The following is a 17,396-nucleotide window of genomic DNA, read 5'->3' as shown; positions in this document are numbered from 1 at the left end:
CTGCTCTCTCGGCCAACCCCGCCACGCTCGCCCCTCACCACGCTCCCGGCCCGCCAACCGCGCCCCCAGCACTAAACAACCGGAGCCACCACACCGCTTCACCGGCGCCACAAGACCTTGCGCCACACTGCTGCAGCACCCACCACACCTGGGGGCAGCCCCCGCCCTTCCCGGGGGGCGTCCCCAGATCCATTCTATCCATCCACAGCTTTTCCACGGCCTCTATCTGCAATCTGTGGATAACTCGGGTGTTCTTCCACAGTTGTGCACAGGCACCGTGAGTGGGTGTTTTCCCGGCGGATCAGAGGTGGTATGGGGCCGGTCGAGCGCGGTTCGGCGGCAGCCGGGGTCAGCGGTGAGTCAATGAAGAACAGGTGGCGGCTGACCTCGGGCGATGCGGTTCGTGCGGTCGCGCGCGGGGGTCGAAATAGGCGAATTGCGAGGTTCGGCGGCGACTGGGCAGAGGTCGCGCGGAGCGCGTGGCACGGCACCACACAGCACAGAGAGTGACCGCACAGCCGGAACCGAGCCGAGCGGGGTGGAGGACGGCGAGCTAGCCGGACCCGTTGTTCAGGGTGGGTGCCAGCAAGGTCATTCAGGATGATCCGACCGGCGAAGCGGAAGCGTCAGGCGCGGCCGAGGCTGGGTTCCGCGGTCGTGATCGTCACCTGGCCCAGCAGGCGCTCCAGGGCCGCTTCGACGTCTTCCTTCCAGGTGATCGCCGAGCGCAGTTCCAGACGCAGTCGCGGATACTTCGGGTGTGGGCGCACCGTTTTGAAGCCGACGCTCTGCAGGAACGCGGCGGGCAGCACGCACGAGTGCTGGCCCAGCGGGTCCTCGTCGTCGGGGGTGGCGTCGCCGAAGGATTCGATCGCGCGGACGCCGCGTTTGGTGAGGTCTTTCGCCACGGCCTGCACCAGCATCCGGCCGAGGCCGCCGCCGCGGAATTCCGGCAGGACCTGGAAAGCGGTGAGCAGGACGGCGTCCGCGCTGGGCGGCGACGTCGGGAAGGCGAGCGAGCGGGGCACCGCGTTCGGCGGGGCGTAGAGCACGAAGCCGACCGGCAGCGTGTCGCTGTAGACGATGCGGCCGCAGGAACCCCATTCCAGCAGCACGCTGGACACCCAGGCTTCCTTCTCGACCTCGGTGGAGCCGTACTCCTCGGCCTGCGCCTTCAGATGCGGCGCGAGCTCCCAGTACACGCACTGCCGGCAGCTTTTGGGCAGGTGCTCGAGATTGTCCAGGGTGACGCCCACCACGCGACGTGACACCTGAAAACCTCCCTGGACCCCGCGACTCCGGCCTCCGCACCCGCAAGAGCGCAGGCAGCACCGGAAGAACCACCCCGAGGATAGGCCGATGTGACAAGCGCCGGAAGAGCGGGGAGCCGGAAGAGGCCGCGGTTACACTCGATGGATCTACCAGCAGGTACCCACCGAGCCCTCAGGTGTCCGATGACCGAGAACCGCCCCGCCAAGCCGCAGACCGGCCGCCACAATCTCGACCCGCATCTCGACCGGTACGCCGCGCGTACCGCCGGGATGACCGCATCCGAGATCCGCGCGCTTTTCGCAGTGGCAAGCCGGCCGGAGGTCGTCTCGCTCGCCGGCGGCATGCCGAACCTGGCCGCGCTGCCGCTCGACACGCTTTCGGCTCAGGTCGGCGAGATCATCGCCGAGGAGGGGCTCGTCGCCCTGCAGTACGGGTCCGCGCACGGGATTCCCGCGCTGCGTGACCAAATCTGCGAAATCATGGCTCTCGAGGGGATCAAGGCGCACCCCGACGACGTCGTGGTCACCGTCGGTTCCCAGATGGGCCTCGACATGGTGACCCGGCTGTTCTGCGACCCGGGCGACGTCGTGATCGCTGAAGGCCCGTCGTACGTCGGCGCGCTCGGCTCGTTTTCCGCGTACCAGGCGAATGTCGTGCACGTCGCGATGGACGAGCACGGCCTCGTGCCCGAAGGGCTGCGGGAAGCCTTGCGCCAGGCCGAAAAAGCCGGCCAGCGGGTCAAATTCCTTTACACGATCCCGAATTTCCACAACCCGGCCGGCGTGACGTTGTCGGCTGAACGGCGTCCGGAGATCGTCGAGATCTGCCGCGAGCACGGCGTGCTGATCATCGAGGACAACCCGTACGGCCTGCTCGGTTTCGACGGCCAGACCTACCCGGCGCTGCGCTCGCTCGACCCGGACAACGTCGTGTACCTCGGTTCGTTCTCGAAGACGTTCGCCTCCGGGCTGCGCGTCGGCTGGGTGCTCGCGCCGCACGCGGTGCGCGAAAAGCTTGTGCTGGCAGCGGAATCCGCGACGCTGTGCCCGCCGACCTTCAACCAGATGATCGTCTCGCGCTACCTCGCGACGCACGACTGGAAGGGTCAGATCAAGAAGTTCCGCGAGAACTACCGCGAACGCCGCGACGCGATGTTGTCGGCGCTGCAACAATATCTGCCGCCCGGCTGCTCTTGGACCAACCCCGACGGCGGCTTCTACGTGTGGGTCACGGTGCCGGAAGGCGTTGACACCAAAGCGATGTTGCCGCGCGCGGTCACCGCCCGGGTCGCGTACGCGTCCGGCACCGGTTTCTACGCCGACGGTTTCGGCTCCCGCCAGATGCGGTTGTCGTACTGCTATCCGACGCCCGAACGCATCCGCGAGGGCGTCCGCCGGCTCGCCGCGGTGCTCGAGTCCGAAATGGACCTCAACCGCACCTTCGGTAGCGTGAAGGCGCGCACCATCCCGGGGCCCGAGACCCCGTCTCCGGACACGGTCTGACCGGCCCTGCAACACTAAGGAGTTCCCACGGTGGTCGACCGTACCGTTGCCGTGCTCGCCGGCGGGCTTTCCCACGAACGCGACGTTTCGCTCCGCTCCGGGCGCAGGCTCTCCGCCGCGCTGCGAGCCGAGGGCCTCACGGTGGAGGAGTGGGACACCGACGCCGGACTGCTCGAACGGCTGCGCACGCAGCGCCCGGACGCGGTTGTCGTCGCGCTGCACGGCGGCGAGGGCGAGAACGGCTCGGTGCAGACCGTGCTGGAAATGCTCGACGTGCCGTTCGTCGGCACGCACTCGCAGGGTTGCCGCCGTGCCTGGGACAAGCCGACCGCGAAGGCGTTCGTGCAGCAGGCCGGATTCTCGACGCCGGACTGGATTGTGTTGCCGCACAGCACTTTCCGGGAGCTGGGTGCCCAGTCGGTGCTCGACGCGATGGTCGAGCGGCTCGGCCTGCCGCTGATCCTCAAGCCGGACCAGGGCGGGTCGGCGCTCGGCACCCAGGTGGTCCGGGAGGCGGCGGAACTGCCCGCGGCGATGGTCGGCTGCTTCGCGTACGGCGACACCGTGCTCGCGGAACGGTTCGTGGACGGCGTTGAAGTGGCCGTCACGGTCATCGAGGGGGAGAACGGGGCCGAGGCCCTGCCCGCGGTCGAGATCGTGCCGGAGAGCGGCGTCTACGACTACACCGCGCGCTACACCGCCGGTCTCACCGACTTCTTCACCCCGGCCCGGATTTCCGACGAAGCCGCGAAGGCGGTCAGCGAACTCGCCGTCGGCGCGCACCGGTGGCTCGGGCTTCGCGACATCTCGCGGACCGACGCGGTGATCACGCCGGACGGGGGAGTCCACTTCCTCGAAGTGAACCTCTCGCCGGGTCTCACCGAAACGTCGACGGTGCCGATGGCGGTCGAGGCCGCCGGCACGACGCTCGGTTCAGTTTTCGCGGATCTCGTCGCGCGCGCCGTCGCCCGCGCGAACTGAAAACCTGGCGGACGGGGCGGGCGGCGGACTGCCGCCCTTCCCCGCGCCGGTCGATTCCGGCGGCCACTCCGCGTGACCGTGGCCGCCTCGATCCGCAATCATCACCGTGACGAAACGCCCCTGGGTGATCCCTAATCGGTTTCGTCGCTCTGATTCGCCGATTTTTCCCCGGAATTCGCGTCGATGATCCCGACGATCCGTTCGAGATCGTCCACCGAGCCGAACTCGAGAACGATGCGCCCCTTGCGCCGGCCGAGGTCGACCTTCACCCGGGTGTCGAACCGATCGGACAGCCGGTTCGCGAGTTCCTGCAATCCGGGTGCCTGGATCGGCTTGCGGGGAGCAGCTTTCGGCTTCGCCGGCTTCTCGCTCTTCTTCAGCGTGACGGCTTCCTCGGTCGCCCGCACCGATATGCCCTCCGCGACGATCCGTGCCGCCAGTTCCTCCTGGCTGTCCGGATCCTCCAACGACAGCAGCGCCCGCGCGTGCCCGGCGGACAGCACGCCGGCGGCCACCCGTCGCTGCACGGGGAGGGGGAGTTTGAGCAACCGGATCGTGTTCGTGATGACCGGGCGGCTGCGGCCGATACGACCGGCCAGCTCCTCGTGCGTCACCGCGAACTCGTCGAGCAGCTGCTGATAAGCCGCCGCCTCTTCGAGCGGGTTCAGCTGCACGCGGTGGATGTTCTCCAGCAGCGCGTCCCGCAGCATCGACTCGTCGGCGGTTTGCCGCACGATCGCGGGGATCGCCTCGAGTTCCGCCTGCTGCGAGGCCCGCAGCCGGCGCTCGCCCATGACGAGTTCGTACTCGTCCTCACCGAGTTCCCGGACGACGATCGGCTGCATGAGCCCGAACTCGCGGATCGAATGCTCGAGTTCGGCGAGCGCTTCCTCGTCGAAAACCTGGCGAGGCTGCTTCGGGTTCGGCTTGACCGAGCTGACCGGGATCTCGCGGTACACCGCGCCGGCGACCTCGCCGCCCGCGACCTGCTGGCCCGCCGCGCCGTTCGCCGCGAACCAGCCCTTGTCCTCGCGCGCCGCTTTGTCCGCGGGCGTGCTGGCCTCGGGCGCGGCCGGAGGAGGCGTCGCCGGTCCGGTCGGGATCAGGGCCGCCAGTCCGCGGCCGAGTCCTCCTCTGCGCTCAGTCATGTGGTGCTGCTCCTCTCCTTCACACCCCGCTCGGCGATCTCCTTCGCCGCGTCGAGATAGCTCATGGCACCACGTGAACCCGGGTCGTAGGCGAGGACGGTCTGGCCGTAGCCGGGTGCCTCGGACACCTTCACGCTGCGCGGGATGACGGTCTTCAGCACCGTGTCGCCGAAGTGGTTGCGGACCTCGTTGGTCACCTGGTCGGCGAGTTTGGTGCGACCGTCGTACATGGTGAGCAGGATCGTCGACACGCTCAGTTCGCGGTTGAGATGCTGCTGCACGAGTTCGATGTTGCTGAGGAGCTGCCCGAGACCTTCGAGTGCGTAGTACTCGCACTGGATCGGGATGAGCACTTCCTGCGCCGCCACCATCGCGTTGACGGTGAGGAGACCGAGCGACGGCGGGCAGTCGATGAAGACGTAGTCGACACCGAGCTGTTCGAGCGCCCCGGACGACAGCGCCTCCTTGAGCCGCGTCTCGCGGTTTGCCATGGAGACGAGTTCGATCTCGGCACCGGCGAGGTCGATCGTCGCGGGCACGCAGAAGAGGTTGGGCGACTGTTCGCTCTGCGCCGCGGCCTCGGCGATCGAGACCTCGCCGATGAGCACCTCGTAGATCGAGGGCGTGCCGGACCGGTGGTCGATGTCGAGCGCGGTGCTGGCGTTGCCCTGCGGGTCGAGGTCGATCACCAACGTTTTCAGCCCGTGCACGGCGAGCGCCGCGGCCAGGTTGACGGTGCTCGTCGTCTTGCCGACCCCGCCCTTCTGGTTCGCGACGGTCAGCACCCGGCGGCGAGCGGGTCGGGGGAGTACCCCTTCCTTGGGGTGGAGCACGCTCGCGGCGCGAACGGCTTCTTCAGCGATCGGCGTCCAGCCCATCTCCTGGCTGGCCTCCGCGGAGTCGGACGGCGGGGGATTCACCGGTCTCGACACCTCCTCCTGGTAGACGATTCGGGGCGTTCACACCGCGATGTTTCACGTGGAACGGCGCGGCTGTTGTCGTTCGCTAGCTCCGTCTGCCGCGTGGCCGGTTCGGCTTCGGCGGCAGGCGACGGATCAGGACCACCGTGCTGGGGACTTCGAGTACTGCCTTCCCGCATTCCGCGACCTGCGGTTCGGCCCCACCGGCCTTGCGCACCGCGTCGCGGTCACGGGAGATCTCTTCGGCGGCGCTGGCACCCTTGAGGGCGACCAGTCGGCCTTCGGGACGGACCAGGGGAAGGCACCAGCCCGCGAGCCGAGCAAGAGGGGCGACCGCGCGGGCGGTGACGACGTCTGCGCCACTCAGCTGCTCGCGTACGGACCGCTCCTCGGCGCGTCCACGGACGATGGTGATCGGGAGTTCCAGCTTCTCGGCGACCTCGGCCAACCAGTCAACCCGGCGAGCCATGGGTTCCAGGAGCACGATATCGAGGTCCGGTCGAGCGATCGCCAGCGGTACTCCCGGAAGCCCGGCACCCGACCCAACGTCGACCATGCGCGCCCCGGAGGGGATCTGTTCGCCGATCACCGCGGAGTTCAGCACGTGCCGCTCCCACAGCCGATCGACCTCACGCGGTCCGATCAGCCCTCGCTCGACTCCATGAGTCGCCAGCAACTCCACGTACCCGGCAGCTCGTTCGACGCGCTCCCCGAACACCTCCACCGCCGCGGTCCGGACCGTTCCGGTGGCGCCGTCCAAGCTCACTACTCCCACTCCTCGCTCCGCGCGTTTCACGTGAAACGCGCTCGGTTGATTGTCCCTGATGCCGACGCCAAATCGAGCCGACAGACCGCAACTGTGGACAACTCCACTCGAGTCGCGGAGCGATCCACAGGTCGTTTCACGTGAAACGCGGTCGCTTGGGTGAGGCGGGGCGGCGGGTTTCACGTGAAACGCCACGCTTGTAATTCGCCCAACCGGCGGGCGTGGCTTCGGGGATGACGAAGTGCGGACGCCTGGCGCGCGACCACGAACGCACAGCGGCTCGCGCTGGAGCCATGATTCGGCTCGCTGATCCCGCTCATCGCGGGCGGCCCCGCCGACGACCGCTAGAACAAGCCGGGTCGCGCGGGAAGCCTCAGCGGGAAGGGGAGGGGAAAGTCGAGCGAGTGCGGACTACCCGGTTCGCGAACCCATCAGAGGGCGAGCCGTGGCGGCCGACCGAGCACCCGAAGACAGAGGGGATGGAGAGGAGCAACCTCGGCTCGGCTCGGCTCGGCTCGGCTCGGCTCGGCTCGGCTCGGCTCGGCTCGGCTCGGCTCGGCTCGGCTCGGCTCGGCTCGGCTCGGCTCGGCTCGGCTCGGGAGGACGTTAGCGTCGGGTGTCGGTCAGTCCAGCGGGGCCGACCAGGACAGTCGGCGCGGGATCAATGCGGGGACAGGCGCAGGGGTTGGCGCAGGGTCAGCGTGGTCCCCTCTCCGGTACCGCGTAAGAAGAGTCAGAAGAGCAGACACAAAAGAAGCGGCCCACCAGATCTCTCCAGTGGGCCGCTTCGGCTCAGTGCTCAACGCGGGGATCAAACGCGGCTCAGCAGCGCGTCCGAGGGGGCTCAGTCCTCGGGGAAGATCACCACACGCCGCTTCGGGTCCTCGCCTTCGCTTTCGCTCGTGACGCCCTTGACCGTCGCTACCGCGTCGTGGACGACCTTGCGTTCGAACGGGCTCATCGGCTGCAGGCGCACCCGCTCGCCGCTCGACAGGACCGACTCCGCGGTGGACCGGCCGAGTTCGCGGAGTTCCTCTCGGCGGTCCGCGCGCCAGCCGGCGATGTCCAGCATCAGCCGGCTGCGCGAGCCGGTCTCCTGCTGGACCGCGAGGCGGGTCAGTTCCTGCAGCGCTTCGAGCACCGTGCCGCGGGGGCCGACCAGCTTCTCCAGGTCGTCGCCGCCGTCGATGCTGACGATCGCGCGGCCCGCTTCGACGTCCAGGTCGATGTCGCCGTCGTAGTCGAGCAGGTCCAGCAGGCGCTCGAGGTAGTCGCCGGCGATGTCGCCCTCTTGCACGAGAGCGTCGTCACCGCTCGCCTTCGGCTCGGCCGGTGCGCTCGTCTCTTCCTGATCGGCGTCGATCGTGTCGACCGTCTCCGACATCTTTCGTCTCCTCTCCGAACCCGAAGCGTCAGCGACGCTTCCGGCCCGACTTCCTGTTCGAGTCCTTGAGGAGTCCGGGCACCCCGGTGCCGTTCTCCTTCGATCCGTTCTGGTTCGACGTCTTCTCCGGCGCGCTCTCCGCCGGTTCGGCCGTCTTCTTCTCCGAGGAGGCACCGCCGCCGGACTTGCCGTCCGCGGACGCGGTCTGCGCGAAACCGTGCGCCGAACCCGCCTTGGTCACCTTGCCCTGCTGCTGGTTCTTCTTCTGCTGCACCGGCTTCTGGCCGACCTTCGGCGCGGTCGGCTTCTGGCCCGGCTTCGGGCCGAGCGACGCGCGCTTCTCGGCCGCCTCCGCCTTGCGGGCGGCCTCTTCCTTGTCGATCTTCGTGTAGACGAGGCGCTGCTGCATGAGCGTCCAGCCGTTGTTCGCCAGCCAGTAGAAGAGCAGGCCGAGCGGGAAGAAGGCACCAAACACCAGCACGCCGAGCGGGAAGACGTACATGGTGAGCTTGTTCATGATCGCGGTCTGCGGGGTGCCCGCGGCCGACGCGTTCTGCCGGGAGACCGAGTGCCGCGCGGTGAGGTGCGTGGCGATCGAGGCGATGATCATCAGCGGCAGCGCGACCGGGAGGACCTCCCAGTGCCAGCCGCCGTTCGCGACGTGCCCGGCGACGGCGCCGACGCCGTTGTTGACCGCCTCGCCCAGGTTGACGCCGAAGAGCTTCGCGCTCGTGTACGACAAAACGTCGTGCTCGTTGAAGAAGTAGTTCTCGGTCTTCGGGCCGCCGTTGGCCGGCGGCATGGTGAACGCGCGCAGCACGTGGTTCAGGCCGATGAAGACCGGGATCTGAAGAATCATCGGAAGGCAGCTGCCGAGCGGGTTGACGCCGTGCTCGCGCTGGAGCTTCTGCATCTCCTGCGCCTGGCGCTGCCGGTCGTTCGCGAACTTCTTCTGGATCTTCTTCATTTCCGGCGCGAAGTCTTGCATCTTCTTCATCGACCGGACCTGGTTCACGAACGGCTTGAACATGATGCCGCGGACGGTGAACGTCAGGAAGATGATGCCGAGGATCCACGAGATCGCGGTCGCTTCCCCGAAGACGAACCCGAAGACCTTGTGCCAACACCACAAGATGAAGGACACGGGGTAGTAGATGAAATCGAGCACTGAGCTACTCCTCGATCGGTGTTTCAGGCGTGCGGTGCCGCCACGAGAACTTCTCGGGCACCGGGTCGCGTCCGGGCGGGGTCCACGGGCCGCAGCGAAGCAGCCGGCGCAGCGCGAGGTAGGAGCCCCTGGCCGCGCCGTGGCGGGTCAGGGCTTCGACTGCGTACGCGCTGCAGCTCGGGTAGAACCGGCAAGCCGGCGGAAGAAAGGGCGAGATCGCCTTGCGGTAGAACCGCACGGGAAGGAGAAGCACCCACGCGACCGGACCCGGCCGGGGCGGCTTGCCTTCCTCGGGTGCTTCGGTGGCGCTGTGCTCGGAGGTGGCGTCCATGGCCGTTTACACCGCTGATCCGTGGTCGGGTGCCGCGCCCTGCTGACGCGGCTGCCGGGGAGCATCGGCCCCGGCCGGGCGGCCGGACGGCGCGAGGCCGAGCCGGCGCAGAGCGGCGTCGAGATCCGCGCCGAGCTCAGCACTCGACGCGGACGCGGCCGGAGGCAATGCCCGTACCACCAACGAGCTGCCCGCGGGCAGTGTTCCGAGACGCGCGGAAACAAGGTGGCGCAACCGCCGGGTCACCCGGTGGCGCACCACCGAGTTGCCGACGGCCTTGCTCACCACAAAACCCGCCCTGGCCGCGAAAGGGGCGGCCACGGACGGGTCCGTGGTCAACGCATGGACGACGAGGCGGCGCCTGCCGGCTCGGGACCCCCGGCGGAGGACGACCCGGAAGTCCTCGCTCCGCCGCAGACGTGCGCCAGCGGGCAGCACGACGCGGTTGCGCGGAGCCGGATCAGGCGGACAGCTCGGCGCGGCCCTTGCGACGGCGCGCCGCGAGGATCGCCCGGCCCGCACGGGTCCGCATGCGCAGGCGGAAACCGTGGGTCTTCGCGCGACGACGGTTGTTCGGCTGGAAGGTGCGCTTGCCCTTGCTCACTGCTTCTCCTGTGTCTCGGCCGTCGGGCGACGGCGGATTCCCCGGCGCCCGGCGTGTCGTGCGGGTCGCACGGAAGTTCGTGCTGTCTCCTACCACCGGGTGGCCTCGTCACGACGAGCGACGACATACGTAGGCACGCGAAACGCACCCGTCGCATACGGGAGACCTTACGAGGGTACGCACCCCGGTCGTGAACGCTGCAGGCGCCCCTCCGCCACCCTCGGCGACCGACCCGCGAGACTGCCTCCCGCCGCGGCGCGGCACCGAATGGCAACACGCCGTACCCCGTGAAATGCTTGCGCAGCACCACGTCTTGTGGCATCGAGCAGGGCTTGTTAGCGTGCCTCTCTCGGCCTCCGGGCAGGACTGACGCGGCCCAGCCGGCGCCGGGGGGTGTGGAGGCGCCCGGGGAGTACGCCGAGCCCGCAGGTGGCGTGGCTGCGGACGGCCGTACATTAGTGCACAGCTGTGGACAACTTTGTGGATATCGCTGTGCCGTCGCGCGGGTGAGTCCGGACCGCGTGCTCGAGGCGAGCTTCCAGGACGTGCTCGGGGTGGTCCGAGGCGTGCGCGCCGACGAGGGGAGGGGAGTCAGACCGGTGTCGGAGCACCAGCACAATCTGGGCGTCATCTGGGAGCAGGTGGTGCGGGAGCTGTCCGACGGCACCCTCTCCCCGCAGCAGCGAGCCTGGATGCGGGTGACCCGCCCGATCGGCCTCCTCGACGGCACCGCGCTGCTCGCCGCGCCGAGCGACTTCGCGAAAGAAGCCATCGAACGCGCGCTGCGCACCTCGATCACCGAAGCGCTGTCGCGGCGGCTCGGCCGTCCGGTGTCGCTCGCGGTGAAGGTCGACAGCACCGAGCCGGTCGCGCCTGCCCCCCGCTATGCGGCGTCACCCGCCCGGGTGGAAAACGATGTCCCGCGGCCGGAGCCGGTGCCGCAGGCGAATCCGCGGCCGGAGAACGGCCAGGCCGACCACGTGCGCGCGGAGCGCCCGAAGCCGATGCCGCCGCCGCGCCGTCCGCAGGTCGACGCGGCCGGTCTTCCGCCTGCGCGCGTCGAGCCGCCGCCCCCGCCTCCGCAGCAGCCGGTGCCCCCGGGCCTGGACGACGTCGAGGACCCGGACGAGGAAGTCGACGAAGAGGGCGAGGCGCTCGCCACCGCCAACGAGATCTGGCCCCGGTTCGCCGGGCAGCCGATCGCGGGGCAGCCCTACACCGCTCCCGCGCAGCCGCAGACGTCGAAGACGAAGCTGAACGAGAAGTACAACTTCGACACCTTCGTGATCGGCGCGTCCAACCGCTTCGCGCACGCCGCAGCGGTCGCCGTGGCCGAGGCTCCGGCCCGGGCGTACAACCCGCTGTTCATCTGGGGCGAGTCCGGGCTCGGCAAGACGCACCTGCTGCACGCCGTCGGGCACTACGCGCAACGGCTGTTCCCCGGGATGCGCGTGCGCTACGTCTCGACCGAAGAGTTCACGAACGACTTCATCAACTCGCTGCGCGACGACCGCAAGGTCGCCTTCCAGCGGCGCTACCGCGACATCGACATCCTGCTCGTGGACGACATCCAGTTCCTGGAGGGCAAGGAAGGCACCCAGGAGGAGTTCTTCCACACCTTCAACACGCTGCACAACGCGAACAAGCAGATCGTGGTCAGCTCCGACCGGCCGCCCAAGCGGCTGGAGACGCTGGAGGACCGGCTGCGGACGCGGTTCGAGTGGGGCCTGATCACCGACATCCAGCCGCCTGAGCTGGAGACCCGGATCGCGATCCTGCGCAAGAAGGCGGCTCAGGACCGGCTCGCGGTGCCCGGCGAGGTGCTGGAGTTCATCGCGTCGCGGGTCGAGGCGAACATCCGCGAACTGGAGGGCGCGCTGATCCGCGTCACCGCGTTCGCGTCGCTCAACCAGCAGCCGGTGGAAGTCGGGCTCGCCGAGATCGTGCTGCGCGATCTGATCCCGGATTCGCACACGCCGGAGATCACCGCGCCGACGATCATGGGCGTGACCGCCGAGTTCTTCGACGTGACGCTCGACGAGCTGTGCGGGCCCGGCAAGACGAAGGCGCTCGCCACGGCCCGCCAGATCGCCATGTACCTGTGCCGCGAGCTGACCGAGATGTCGCTGCCGAAGATCGGCCAGACGTTCGGCGGCCGCGACCACACGACCGTCATGCACGCGGACAAGAAGATCCGCAAGGAAATGGCCGAACGCAGGCGCATTTACGACCAGGTGCAAGAGCTGACGTCGCGGATCAAGCAGCGCGCCCGGCAGTAGCCTGCTGCCGCGTTTGGACACTCGCTTGTAGACACTGCCGCTCTCTTCAGAGGACGCCACGGACCGTCGTGGCGTCCTCTTTTTGTTGCCACGCCTGGCTTCGCGCCCGAAGCGCACGAAGCGTGCGTACGTACGGCTGTGCGAGTGAAGGCGCGTACGCCGATCTGCCCATCCACAGACGTCCACAGCCTGTGTACAGAGAATTCCCCAAACTTATTGATACACAAGGGGTTTTCCCCAGGGTGTGGGCAGTTTGCCCACAGTGCCAACGGATCCCGGAGCTGCGGCGACCCGGTTTTGATCCACATCCCGCTCACACCGAATCCACAGGTTGTCCCCAGGGTTGTCCACGCGGATTCCCCAGGTTGCCCACAGGTGATCCACAGCTGTGGTTCGTCACTCACCAGGGCGATCCCGGCCGCTTCGGCTGCCCCCAGACCCTGGGTACAACTCGGCCCAACCCTGGGGACAACCCTGGGGACAACTGGGCCCGACTGTGGATGAATCCGGGGACGCTCGAAACCATCCACGGATCGCCCGAACCATCCACCGATCCGCCACCAGGGCTGCCCACAGGCCGCCGCACGCTACGACCAGCGGGAACGAGCGCTGTCCACACAATCCACAGCCCCTATTACTGCTACTGGTTTTTCATCTCTTCTTAGAAAGAACAGAACAAAAACAGGCGGAGGACGAAACTGGGGACAACCCGAGATTCGTGTCGTCTTGTCGACAAAGCGAAGGGGAGGCCGAGGTGACGGCGACCCCGGCGACGGCCTAACGTGGATGTCTGCAGCTGGTCCGTTCCCGCGCGGGGCGGACCGGACCGGCGGGGACCCGGTCGCACGCGGTGCTCACGACCGGTACCCGGCGACCCCTTCACGAGCCGAGGGGCTCGGCTGTCGAAAGGAAGCGCGCATGAAGATCCGCGTCGAGCGCGACGGGCTCGCCGACGCCGTCGCGTGGGTGGCCAGAAGCCTCCCGTCCCGGCCTCCGGTGCCGGTGCTGGGCGGTGTTCTCCTCGACGCGGGCGCGGACGGGGAGTCCGACGCGCTCACGGTCTCCGGCTTCGACTACGAGGTCTCGGCCACGGTCGGCGTGCCCGCGACCATCGCCGACGGCGGACGGCTGCTCGTCTCCGGCCGCCTCCTCGCCGACATCACCAAGGCGCTGCCCGCGCAGCCGGTGGAGATCTCCGTCGACGGCGCCCGCGCCACCATCACCTGCGGCAGCGCCCGGTTCAGCCTCCCGACCATGCCGGTCGAGGACTACCCGCAGCTGCCGTCCCAGCCCGCGCACGCGGGCGAGCTCACCGGCGACGTCTTCGGCCAGGCGGTCACCCAGGTCGCCACCGCGGCCGGCAAGGACGACACGCTTCCCATGCTCACCGGCATGCGGCTGGAGATCTCCGGCGAGACGCTGACCCTCGTCGCCACCGACCGGTTCCGGCTCGCCATGCGCGAGTTCACCTGGAAGCCGGCCGAGGGCCTGTCCGACGCCGCGGTGCTCGTCCCGGCGCGCACGCTCGCCGAGGCCGCCAAGACGCTCGGCGGGGCGGGCACCACCGTGCAGCTCGCGCTCGCTTCCGGCGACGGCCTGCTCGGCCTGTCCGGAGCCGGTCGCTACACGACCACCCGGCTGCTCGACGCCGAGTTCCCGCCGTACCGGCAGCTGCTGCCGGCGAACCACACCTCGCGCGCGGTCATCGAGGTCAGCGCGCTCACCGAGTCGATCAAGCGCGTGTCGCTGGTCGCCGAGCGCGGCACCCAGGTGCGGCTCGAGTTCGGCGACGGCTCGCTGCGGCTGTCCGCCGGCGGCGACGACGAGGGCAGCGCCGAAGAGGAACTGCAGGTCGACTACGAGGGCGAGCCGGTCACCATCGCGTTCAACCCGGGCTATCTCGTCGACGGGCTCGGCGCGCTGCACAGCGACCGGGCCGAGCTGACGTTCACCACGCCCAACCGGCCGGCGCTGATCAAGCCCGCCGACGCCGAGGGCAACGTCGTCCCCGGATATCTCTACCTGCTCATGCCGGTCCGGCTGCCGGGCTGAGCGGCGCGTCCAACCGAGGAAAACCGATCCAATCCAAAGGGGATCTCATGGTTCAGCTGGGTCTCGTCGGCCTGGGCAAGATGGGCTTCAACATGCGCGAGCGGCTGCGCGCCGCCGGGCACGAGGTGGTCGGCTACGACCGCAACCCCGACGTCAGCGACTCGGCCTCGCTCGAAGACATGGTCTCCCAGCTGTCCGGTCCGCGGATCGTGTGGATCATGGTCCCGGCCGGGGAGCCGACCCGGCAGACCGTGACCGAACTCGGGCAGCTGCTGTCCGAGGGCGACCTGGTGATCGACGGCGGGAACTCGAAGTTCACCGACGACAAGCTGAACGCGGACCTGCTCGCTTCGCACGGCGTCGGCTACCTCGACTGCGGCGTCTCCGGCGGCGTGTGGGGCAAGGACAACGGCTACGGCCTGATGGTCGGCGGCGCGGCGTCCGACGTCCAGCGCGCGATGCCGATCTTCGACGCGCTGCGTCCGGAGGGCCCGCGCGAGGAAGGCTTCTCGCACGCCGGCTCGGTCGGTGCCGGGCACTACGCGAAGATGATCCACAACGGCATCGAGTACGGCATCATGCAGGCCTACGCCGAGGGCTTCGAACTGCTCGAAGCGTCGAAGATCGTCGACGACGTGCCGGCCGTGATCAAGGGCTGGCAGCGCGGCACCGTGGTCCGCTCCTGGCTGCTCGACCTGCTGGTGCGCGCGCTGGACGAGGACCCGGAGCTGGACGACCTCGAGGGCTACGTCGAGGACTCCGGCGAGGGCCGCTGGACGCTGGAGGAAGCGGTCAACAACGCGGTGCCCGCCCCGGTGCTGTCGGCCGCGCTGTTCGCCCGGTTCTCCTCCCGGCAGAAGGACTCCGCCGCGATGCGCGCCGTCGCCGCGCTGCGCAACCAGTTCGGCGGCCACGCGGTGAAGAAGGCCGGGAGCTAGCTCCCGCGGTCCCCGCCCGTGTATCTGCGACATCTCCAGGTCACCGACTTCCGGTCCTGGCCGCTGGCCGACCTCGCCCTCGAACCGGGGCCGGTCGTGCTCGTCGGCCAGAACGGCCGGGGGAAGACGAACCTGCTCGAAGCGATCGGCTACGTGGCGACCCTCGGTTCGCACCGGGTCGCCACGGACGCCCCGCTCGTCCGGCACGGCTGTGAGCGCGCGCTCGTCCGGGTCGCGGTCGTCAACGAGGACCGCGAGCTGACGGTCGAACTCGAGATCACGCCCGGCCGCGCCAACCGGGCGCGGGTTAATCGTGGCGCGGTCGGCAAGCCGCGCGACGTGCTCGGCATTCTGCGTACGGTGCTGTTCTCTCCGGAGGACCTCTCGCTGGTGCGCGGCGATCCGAGCGAACGCCGTCGGTTCTTGGACGAACTGCTCGTGCTTCGCGCGCCTCGGTACGCAGGCGTGCGCGCGGACTACGAGAAGGTGCTTAAGCAGCGCAACGCGCTTCTCAAGACCGCAGGCAAACGCCGTACTGGTCGCGAAGATCCGTACGCGCTGTCGACGCTCGACGTGTGGGACGACCATCTCTCGGTGGCTGGCGCACAGCTGCTGGCCGCACGGTTGAACCTCATCGCAGACCTCGCGCCGTACACGGCCGACGCTTATATGGGGGTCGCGCCCGACTCTCGCCCGGCGAAGATCGCGTACAAGTCTTCGCTCGGCGAAGCGCTCCCACCGTCGTACGGCGTGCCTGGCGGAGAGCGTGCTGAGCCAGAGGTACTGCGCGAGTTGTTGCTGAAGGCGTTGGCGGACACGCGTCGGCAGGAACTGGAGCGAGGGATCAGTCTCGTCGGCCCGCATCGGGACGAACTGGAGCTGATTCTCGGCGAAGCGCCGGCGAAGGGCTACGCGAGCCACGGCGAATCGTGGTCGTTCGCGCTCGCGTTGCGGCTCGGAAGTTACGAACTTCTGCGAGCCGAAGCGGGCGAACCGGTCCTCTTGCTGGACGATGTGTTCGCCGAACTCGACCGCAAGCGCCGGGCCCGGCTGGCCGAGGTCGCCGCGGGCGCCGAACAGGTCCTCATCACCGCGGCGGTGGCCGAGGACGTGCCCGAGGAACTCGCCGGCGCGAGGTTCACGGTGGCCGACGGGGAGGTGAACCGTGCCTGAACAGCCACAACGACCACGCGGGGTGACCGGGGTCACGCGGGTTGCCCACCGATCTGGGGACAAACCTGTGGACAGTGTGGATAAACCCGGAGCCGCGTTATCGCCGCGCGTGACGAACCGGCCGGATGGCGGTCTTGACACCCCCGAAGCGCGGGTTAACCCGCGCGATCCCGCCCGTGCCGCGACGGAGCGTGACAGTTCCACTGGGCCGAACGAGACGCCCGCTGGGGACAAACCGAGCGGCCGCGACCTCGCGCACGCCGCGCTCGAAGCGGCGAAGGCGAAAGCCCGCGAACGCGGAGCCCCGCCGAACCTCCGGCGCGGCCGGATCACCGGGGGCGGCGGGCAGAACCGGGCGCGCCGGCGCTGGTCCGGACCCGGCGCGGATCCGCGCGACCCGCAGCCGCTCGGCAGGCTCGTCTCGCGGCTGATCACCGACAGCGGCTGGCAGGACACGATGACCAACGCGCGCGTGTTCGGGCAGTGGGCCCGGCTCGTGGGCGAGGACGTCGCCGAACACGCCCAGCCGGTGGCGCTGAAAGACGGCGAGCTGACTGTCCGCGCGAGTTCCACCGCGTGGGCGACGCAGTTGCGGTTGCTGCAGGGCAAGTTGCTGGCGAAGATCGCCGCGGGCGTCGGGAACGGCGTGGTCAAGCGGATGCGGATCCAGGGTCCGACCGCTCCGAGCTGGCGGAAAGGGCCCCGGCACGTGCCCGGCCGCGGGCCTCGTGACACGTACGGCTGACGTGGCTTGCGCTCTGCCGGATGAGTTCCCCGAGAACCGGGCCGCGCAGGTGCAGATACGAGATGACTCAACTGAGGGTGATTTCGTCCCTCTGCGACCGGCTGAGGGGTGTCCTAGCCGCATGTGAGCGCGT

General features: G+C 69.0%; 16 protein-coding genes. 7 read left to right on the top strand and 9 right to left on the bottom strand.

Features of this window, described 5'->3' with window-relative positions; translation table 11 throughout:
- Positions 1–626: 626 nt before the first annotated feature.
- Entirely contained in the window at positions 627–1,271 is a 645-nt protein-coding gene (locus F9C11_RS06905; protein ID WP_406639831.1) for a GNAT family N-acetyltransferase, read from the bottom strand.
- Positions 1,272–1,454: 183 nt separating this feature from the next.
- Here F9C11_RS06905 and F9C11_RS06900 point away from each other — a divergent pair, with 183 nt between their 5' ends.
- A complete protein-coding gene (locus F9C11_RS06900) occupies positions 1,455–2,774 on the top strand; it encodes a PLP-dependent aminotransferase family protein (RefSeq protein ID WP_409184061.1) in 1,320 nt (439 codons plus the stop codon).
- A 30-nt stretch (positions 2,775–2,804) separates the two neighbouring features.
- Positions 2,805–3,755, top strand: a complete 951-nt coding sequence (locus F9C11_RS06895; protein ID WP_009085339.1) for a D-alanine--D-alanine ligase — start codon at positions 2,805–2,807, stop codon at positions 3,753–3,755.
- A gap of 131 nt (positions 3,756–3,886) precedes the next feature.
- On the opposite strand, the gene F9C11_RS06890 is transcribed toward F9C11_RS06895, so the two are convergent.
- The 8 genes from F9C11_RS06890 to rpmH all read right to left on the bottom strand — a co-directional run bounded on the left by F9C11_RS06890 (position 3,887) and on the right by rpmH (position 10,076).
- A complete protein-coding gene (locus F9C11_RS06890) occupies positions 3,887–4,903 on the bottom strand; it encodes a ParB/RepB/Spo0J family partition protein (protein WP_409184060.1) in 1,017 nt (338 codons plus the stop codon).
- Positions 4,900–5,823, bottom strand: a complete 924-nt coding sequence (locus tag F9C11_RS06885) for a ParA family protein (protein ID WP_409184059.1) — start codon at positions 5,821–5,823, stop codon at positions 4,900–4,902. Before F9C11_RS06885 ends, F9C11_RS06890 begins: the two co-directional genes overlap by 4 nt.
- An 85-nt stretch (positions 5,824–5,908) precedes the next feature.
- A complete protein-coding gene (gene rsmG / locus F9C11_RS06880) occupies positions 5,909–6,589 on the bottom strand; it encodes a 16S rRNA (guanine(527)-N(7))-methyltransferase RsmG (RefSeq protein WP_409184058.1) in 681 nt (226 codons plus the stop codon).
- 844 nt (positions 6,590–7,433) lie between these two features.
- Positions 7,434–7,973, bottom strand: coding sequence for a protein jag (locus F9C11_RS06875; protein ID WP_409184057.1), 540 nt, complete (start codon positions 7,971–7,973; stop codon positions 7,434–7,436).
- Positions 7,974–8,001: 28 nt separating this feature from the next.
- Positions 8,002–9,141 carry a membrane protein insertase YidC gene (gene yidC, locus F9C11_RS06870; RefSeq protein WP_409184056.1) on the bottom strand — a complete coding sequence of 380 codons (1,140 nt, stop codon included), beginning with the start codon at positions 9,139–9,141 and terminating at the stop codon, positions 8,002–8,004.
- Positions 9,142–9,145: 4 nt separating this feature from the next.
- A complete protein-coding gene (yidD, locus tag F9C11_RS06865; protein WP_409184055.1) occupies positions 9,146–9,472 on the bottom strand; it encodes a membrane protein insertion efficiency factor YidD in 327 nt (108 codons plus the stop codon).
- Between the two features lie 6 nt (positions 9,473–9,478).
- Positions 9,479–9,910, bottom strand: coding sequence for a ribonuclease P protein component (gene rnpA / locus F9C11_RS06860; protein ID WP_409184054.1), 432 nt, complete (start codon positions 9,908–9,910; stop codon positions 9,479–9,481).
- 22 nt (positions 9,911–9,932) lie between these two features.
- A complete protein-coding gene (rpmH, locus tag F9C11_RS06855) occupies positions 9,933–10,076 on the bottom strand; it encodes a 50S ribosomal protein L34 (protein WP_037363527.1) in 144 nt (47 codons plus the stop codon).
- 599 nt (positions 10,077–10,675) lie between these two features.
- Here rpmH and dnaA point away from each other — a divergent pair.
- The 5 genes from dnaA (at position 10,676) to F9C11_RS06830 (ending at position 17,263) form a co-directional block, all read left to right on the top strand.
- Positions 10,676–12,355 (top strand): chromosomal replication initiator protein DnaA, encoded by a 1,680-nt coding sequence (dnaA, locus tag F9C11_RS06850; protein ID WP_409186831.1) that lies wholly within the window; start codon positions 10,676–10,678, stop codon positions 12,353–12,355.
- Positions 12,356–13,273: 918 nt separating this feature from the next.
- The gene (gene dnaN, locus F9C11_RS06845) at positions 13,274–14,407 is read left to right on the top strand and encodes a DNA polymerase III subunit beta (RefSeq protein WP_037809143.1); all 1,134 of its coding nucleotides are present in this window, start codon (positions 13,274–13,276) and stop codon (positions 14,405–14,407) included.
- A 47-nt stretch (positions 14,408–14,454) separates the two neighbouring features.
- Positions 14,455–15,345 carry a phosphogluconate dehydrogenase (NAD(+)-dependent, decarboxylating) gene (gene gnd, locus F9C11_RS06840; RefSeq protein ID WP_409184053.1) on the top strand — a complete coding sequence of 297 codons (891 nt, stop codon included), beginning with the start codon at positions 14,455–14,457 and terminating at the stop codon, positions 15,343–15,345.
- An 18-nt stretch (positions 15,346–15,363) separates the two neighbouring features.
- A complete protein-coding gene (gene recF / locus F9C11_RS06835) occupies positions 15,364–16,518 on the top strand; it encodes a DNA replication/repair protein RecF (RefSeq protein ID WP_409184052.1) in 1,155 nt (384 codons plus the stop codon).
- 109 nt (positions 16,519–16,627) lie between these two features.
- Positions 16,628–17,263, top strand: a complete 636-nt coding sequence (locus F9C11_RS06830) for a DciA family protein (protein WP_409186830.1) — start codon at positions 16,628–16,630, stop codon at positions 17,261–17,263.
- Positions 17,264–17,396 lie beyond the last annotated feature (133 nt).

It is taken from the genome of Amycolatopsis sp. VS8301801F10, from assembly GCF_046195355.1.
In the GTDB taxonomy this organism is placed as follows: Bacteria; Actinomycetota; Actinomycetes; order Mycobacteriales; family Pseudonocardiaceae; genus Amycolatopsis.
This window is presented reverse-complemented; position numbering and strand designations above follow the sequence as displayed.

Excerpts from the sequence above, each read along its gene's own strand:
- yidD (WP_409184055.1), bottom strand. The coding sequence starts at position 9,472 with ATGGACGCCACCTCCGAGCACAGCGCCACCGAAGCACCCGAGGAAGGC.
- F9C11_RS06875 (WP_409184057.1), bottom strand. The coding sequence starts at position 7,973 with ATGTCGGAGACGGTCGACACGATCGACGCCGATCAGGAAGAGACGAGC.
- F9C11_RS06900 (WP_409184061.1), top strand. The coding sequence starts at position 1,455 with ATGACCGAGAACCGCCCCGCCAAGCCGCAGACCGGCCGCCACAATCTC.
- dnaN (WP_037809143.1), top strand. The coding sequence starts at position 13,274 with ATGAAGATCCGCGTCGAGCGCGACGGGCTCGCCGACGCCGTCGCGTGG.
- F9C11_RS06890 (WP_409184060.1), bottom strand. The coding sequence starts at position 4,903 with ATGACTGAGCGCAGAGGAGGACTCGGCCGCGGACTGGCGGCCCTGATC.
- gnd (WP_409184053.1), top strand. The coding sequence starts at position 14,455 with ATGGTTCAGCTGGGTCTCGTCGGCCTGGGCAAGATGGGCTTCAACATG.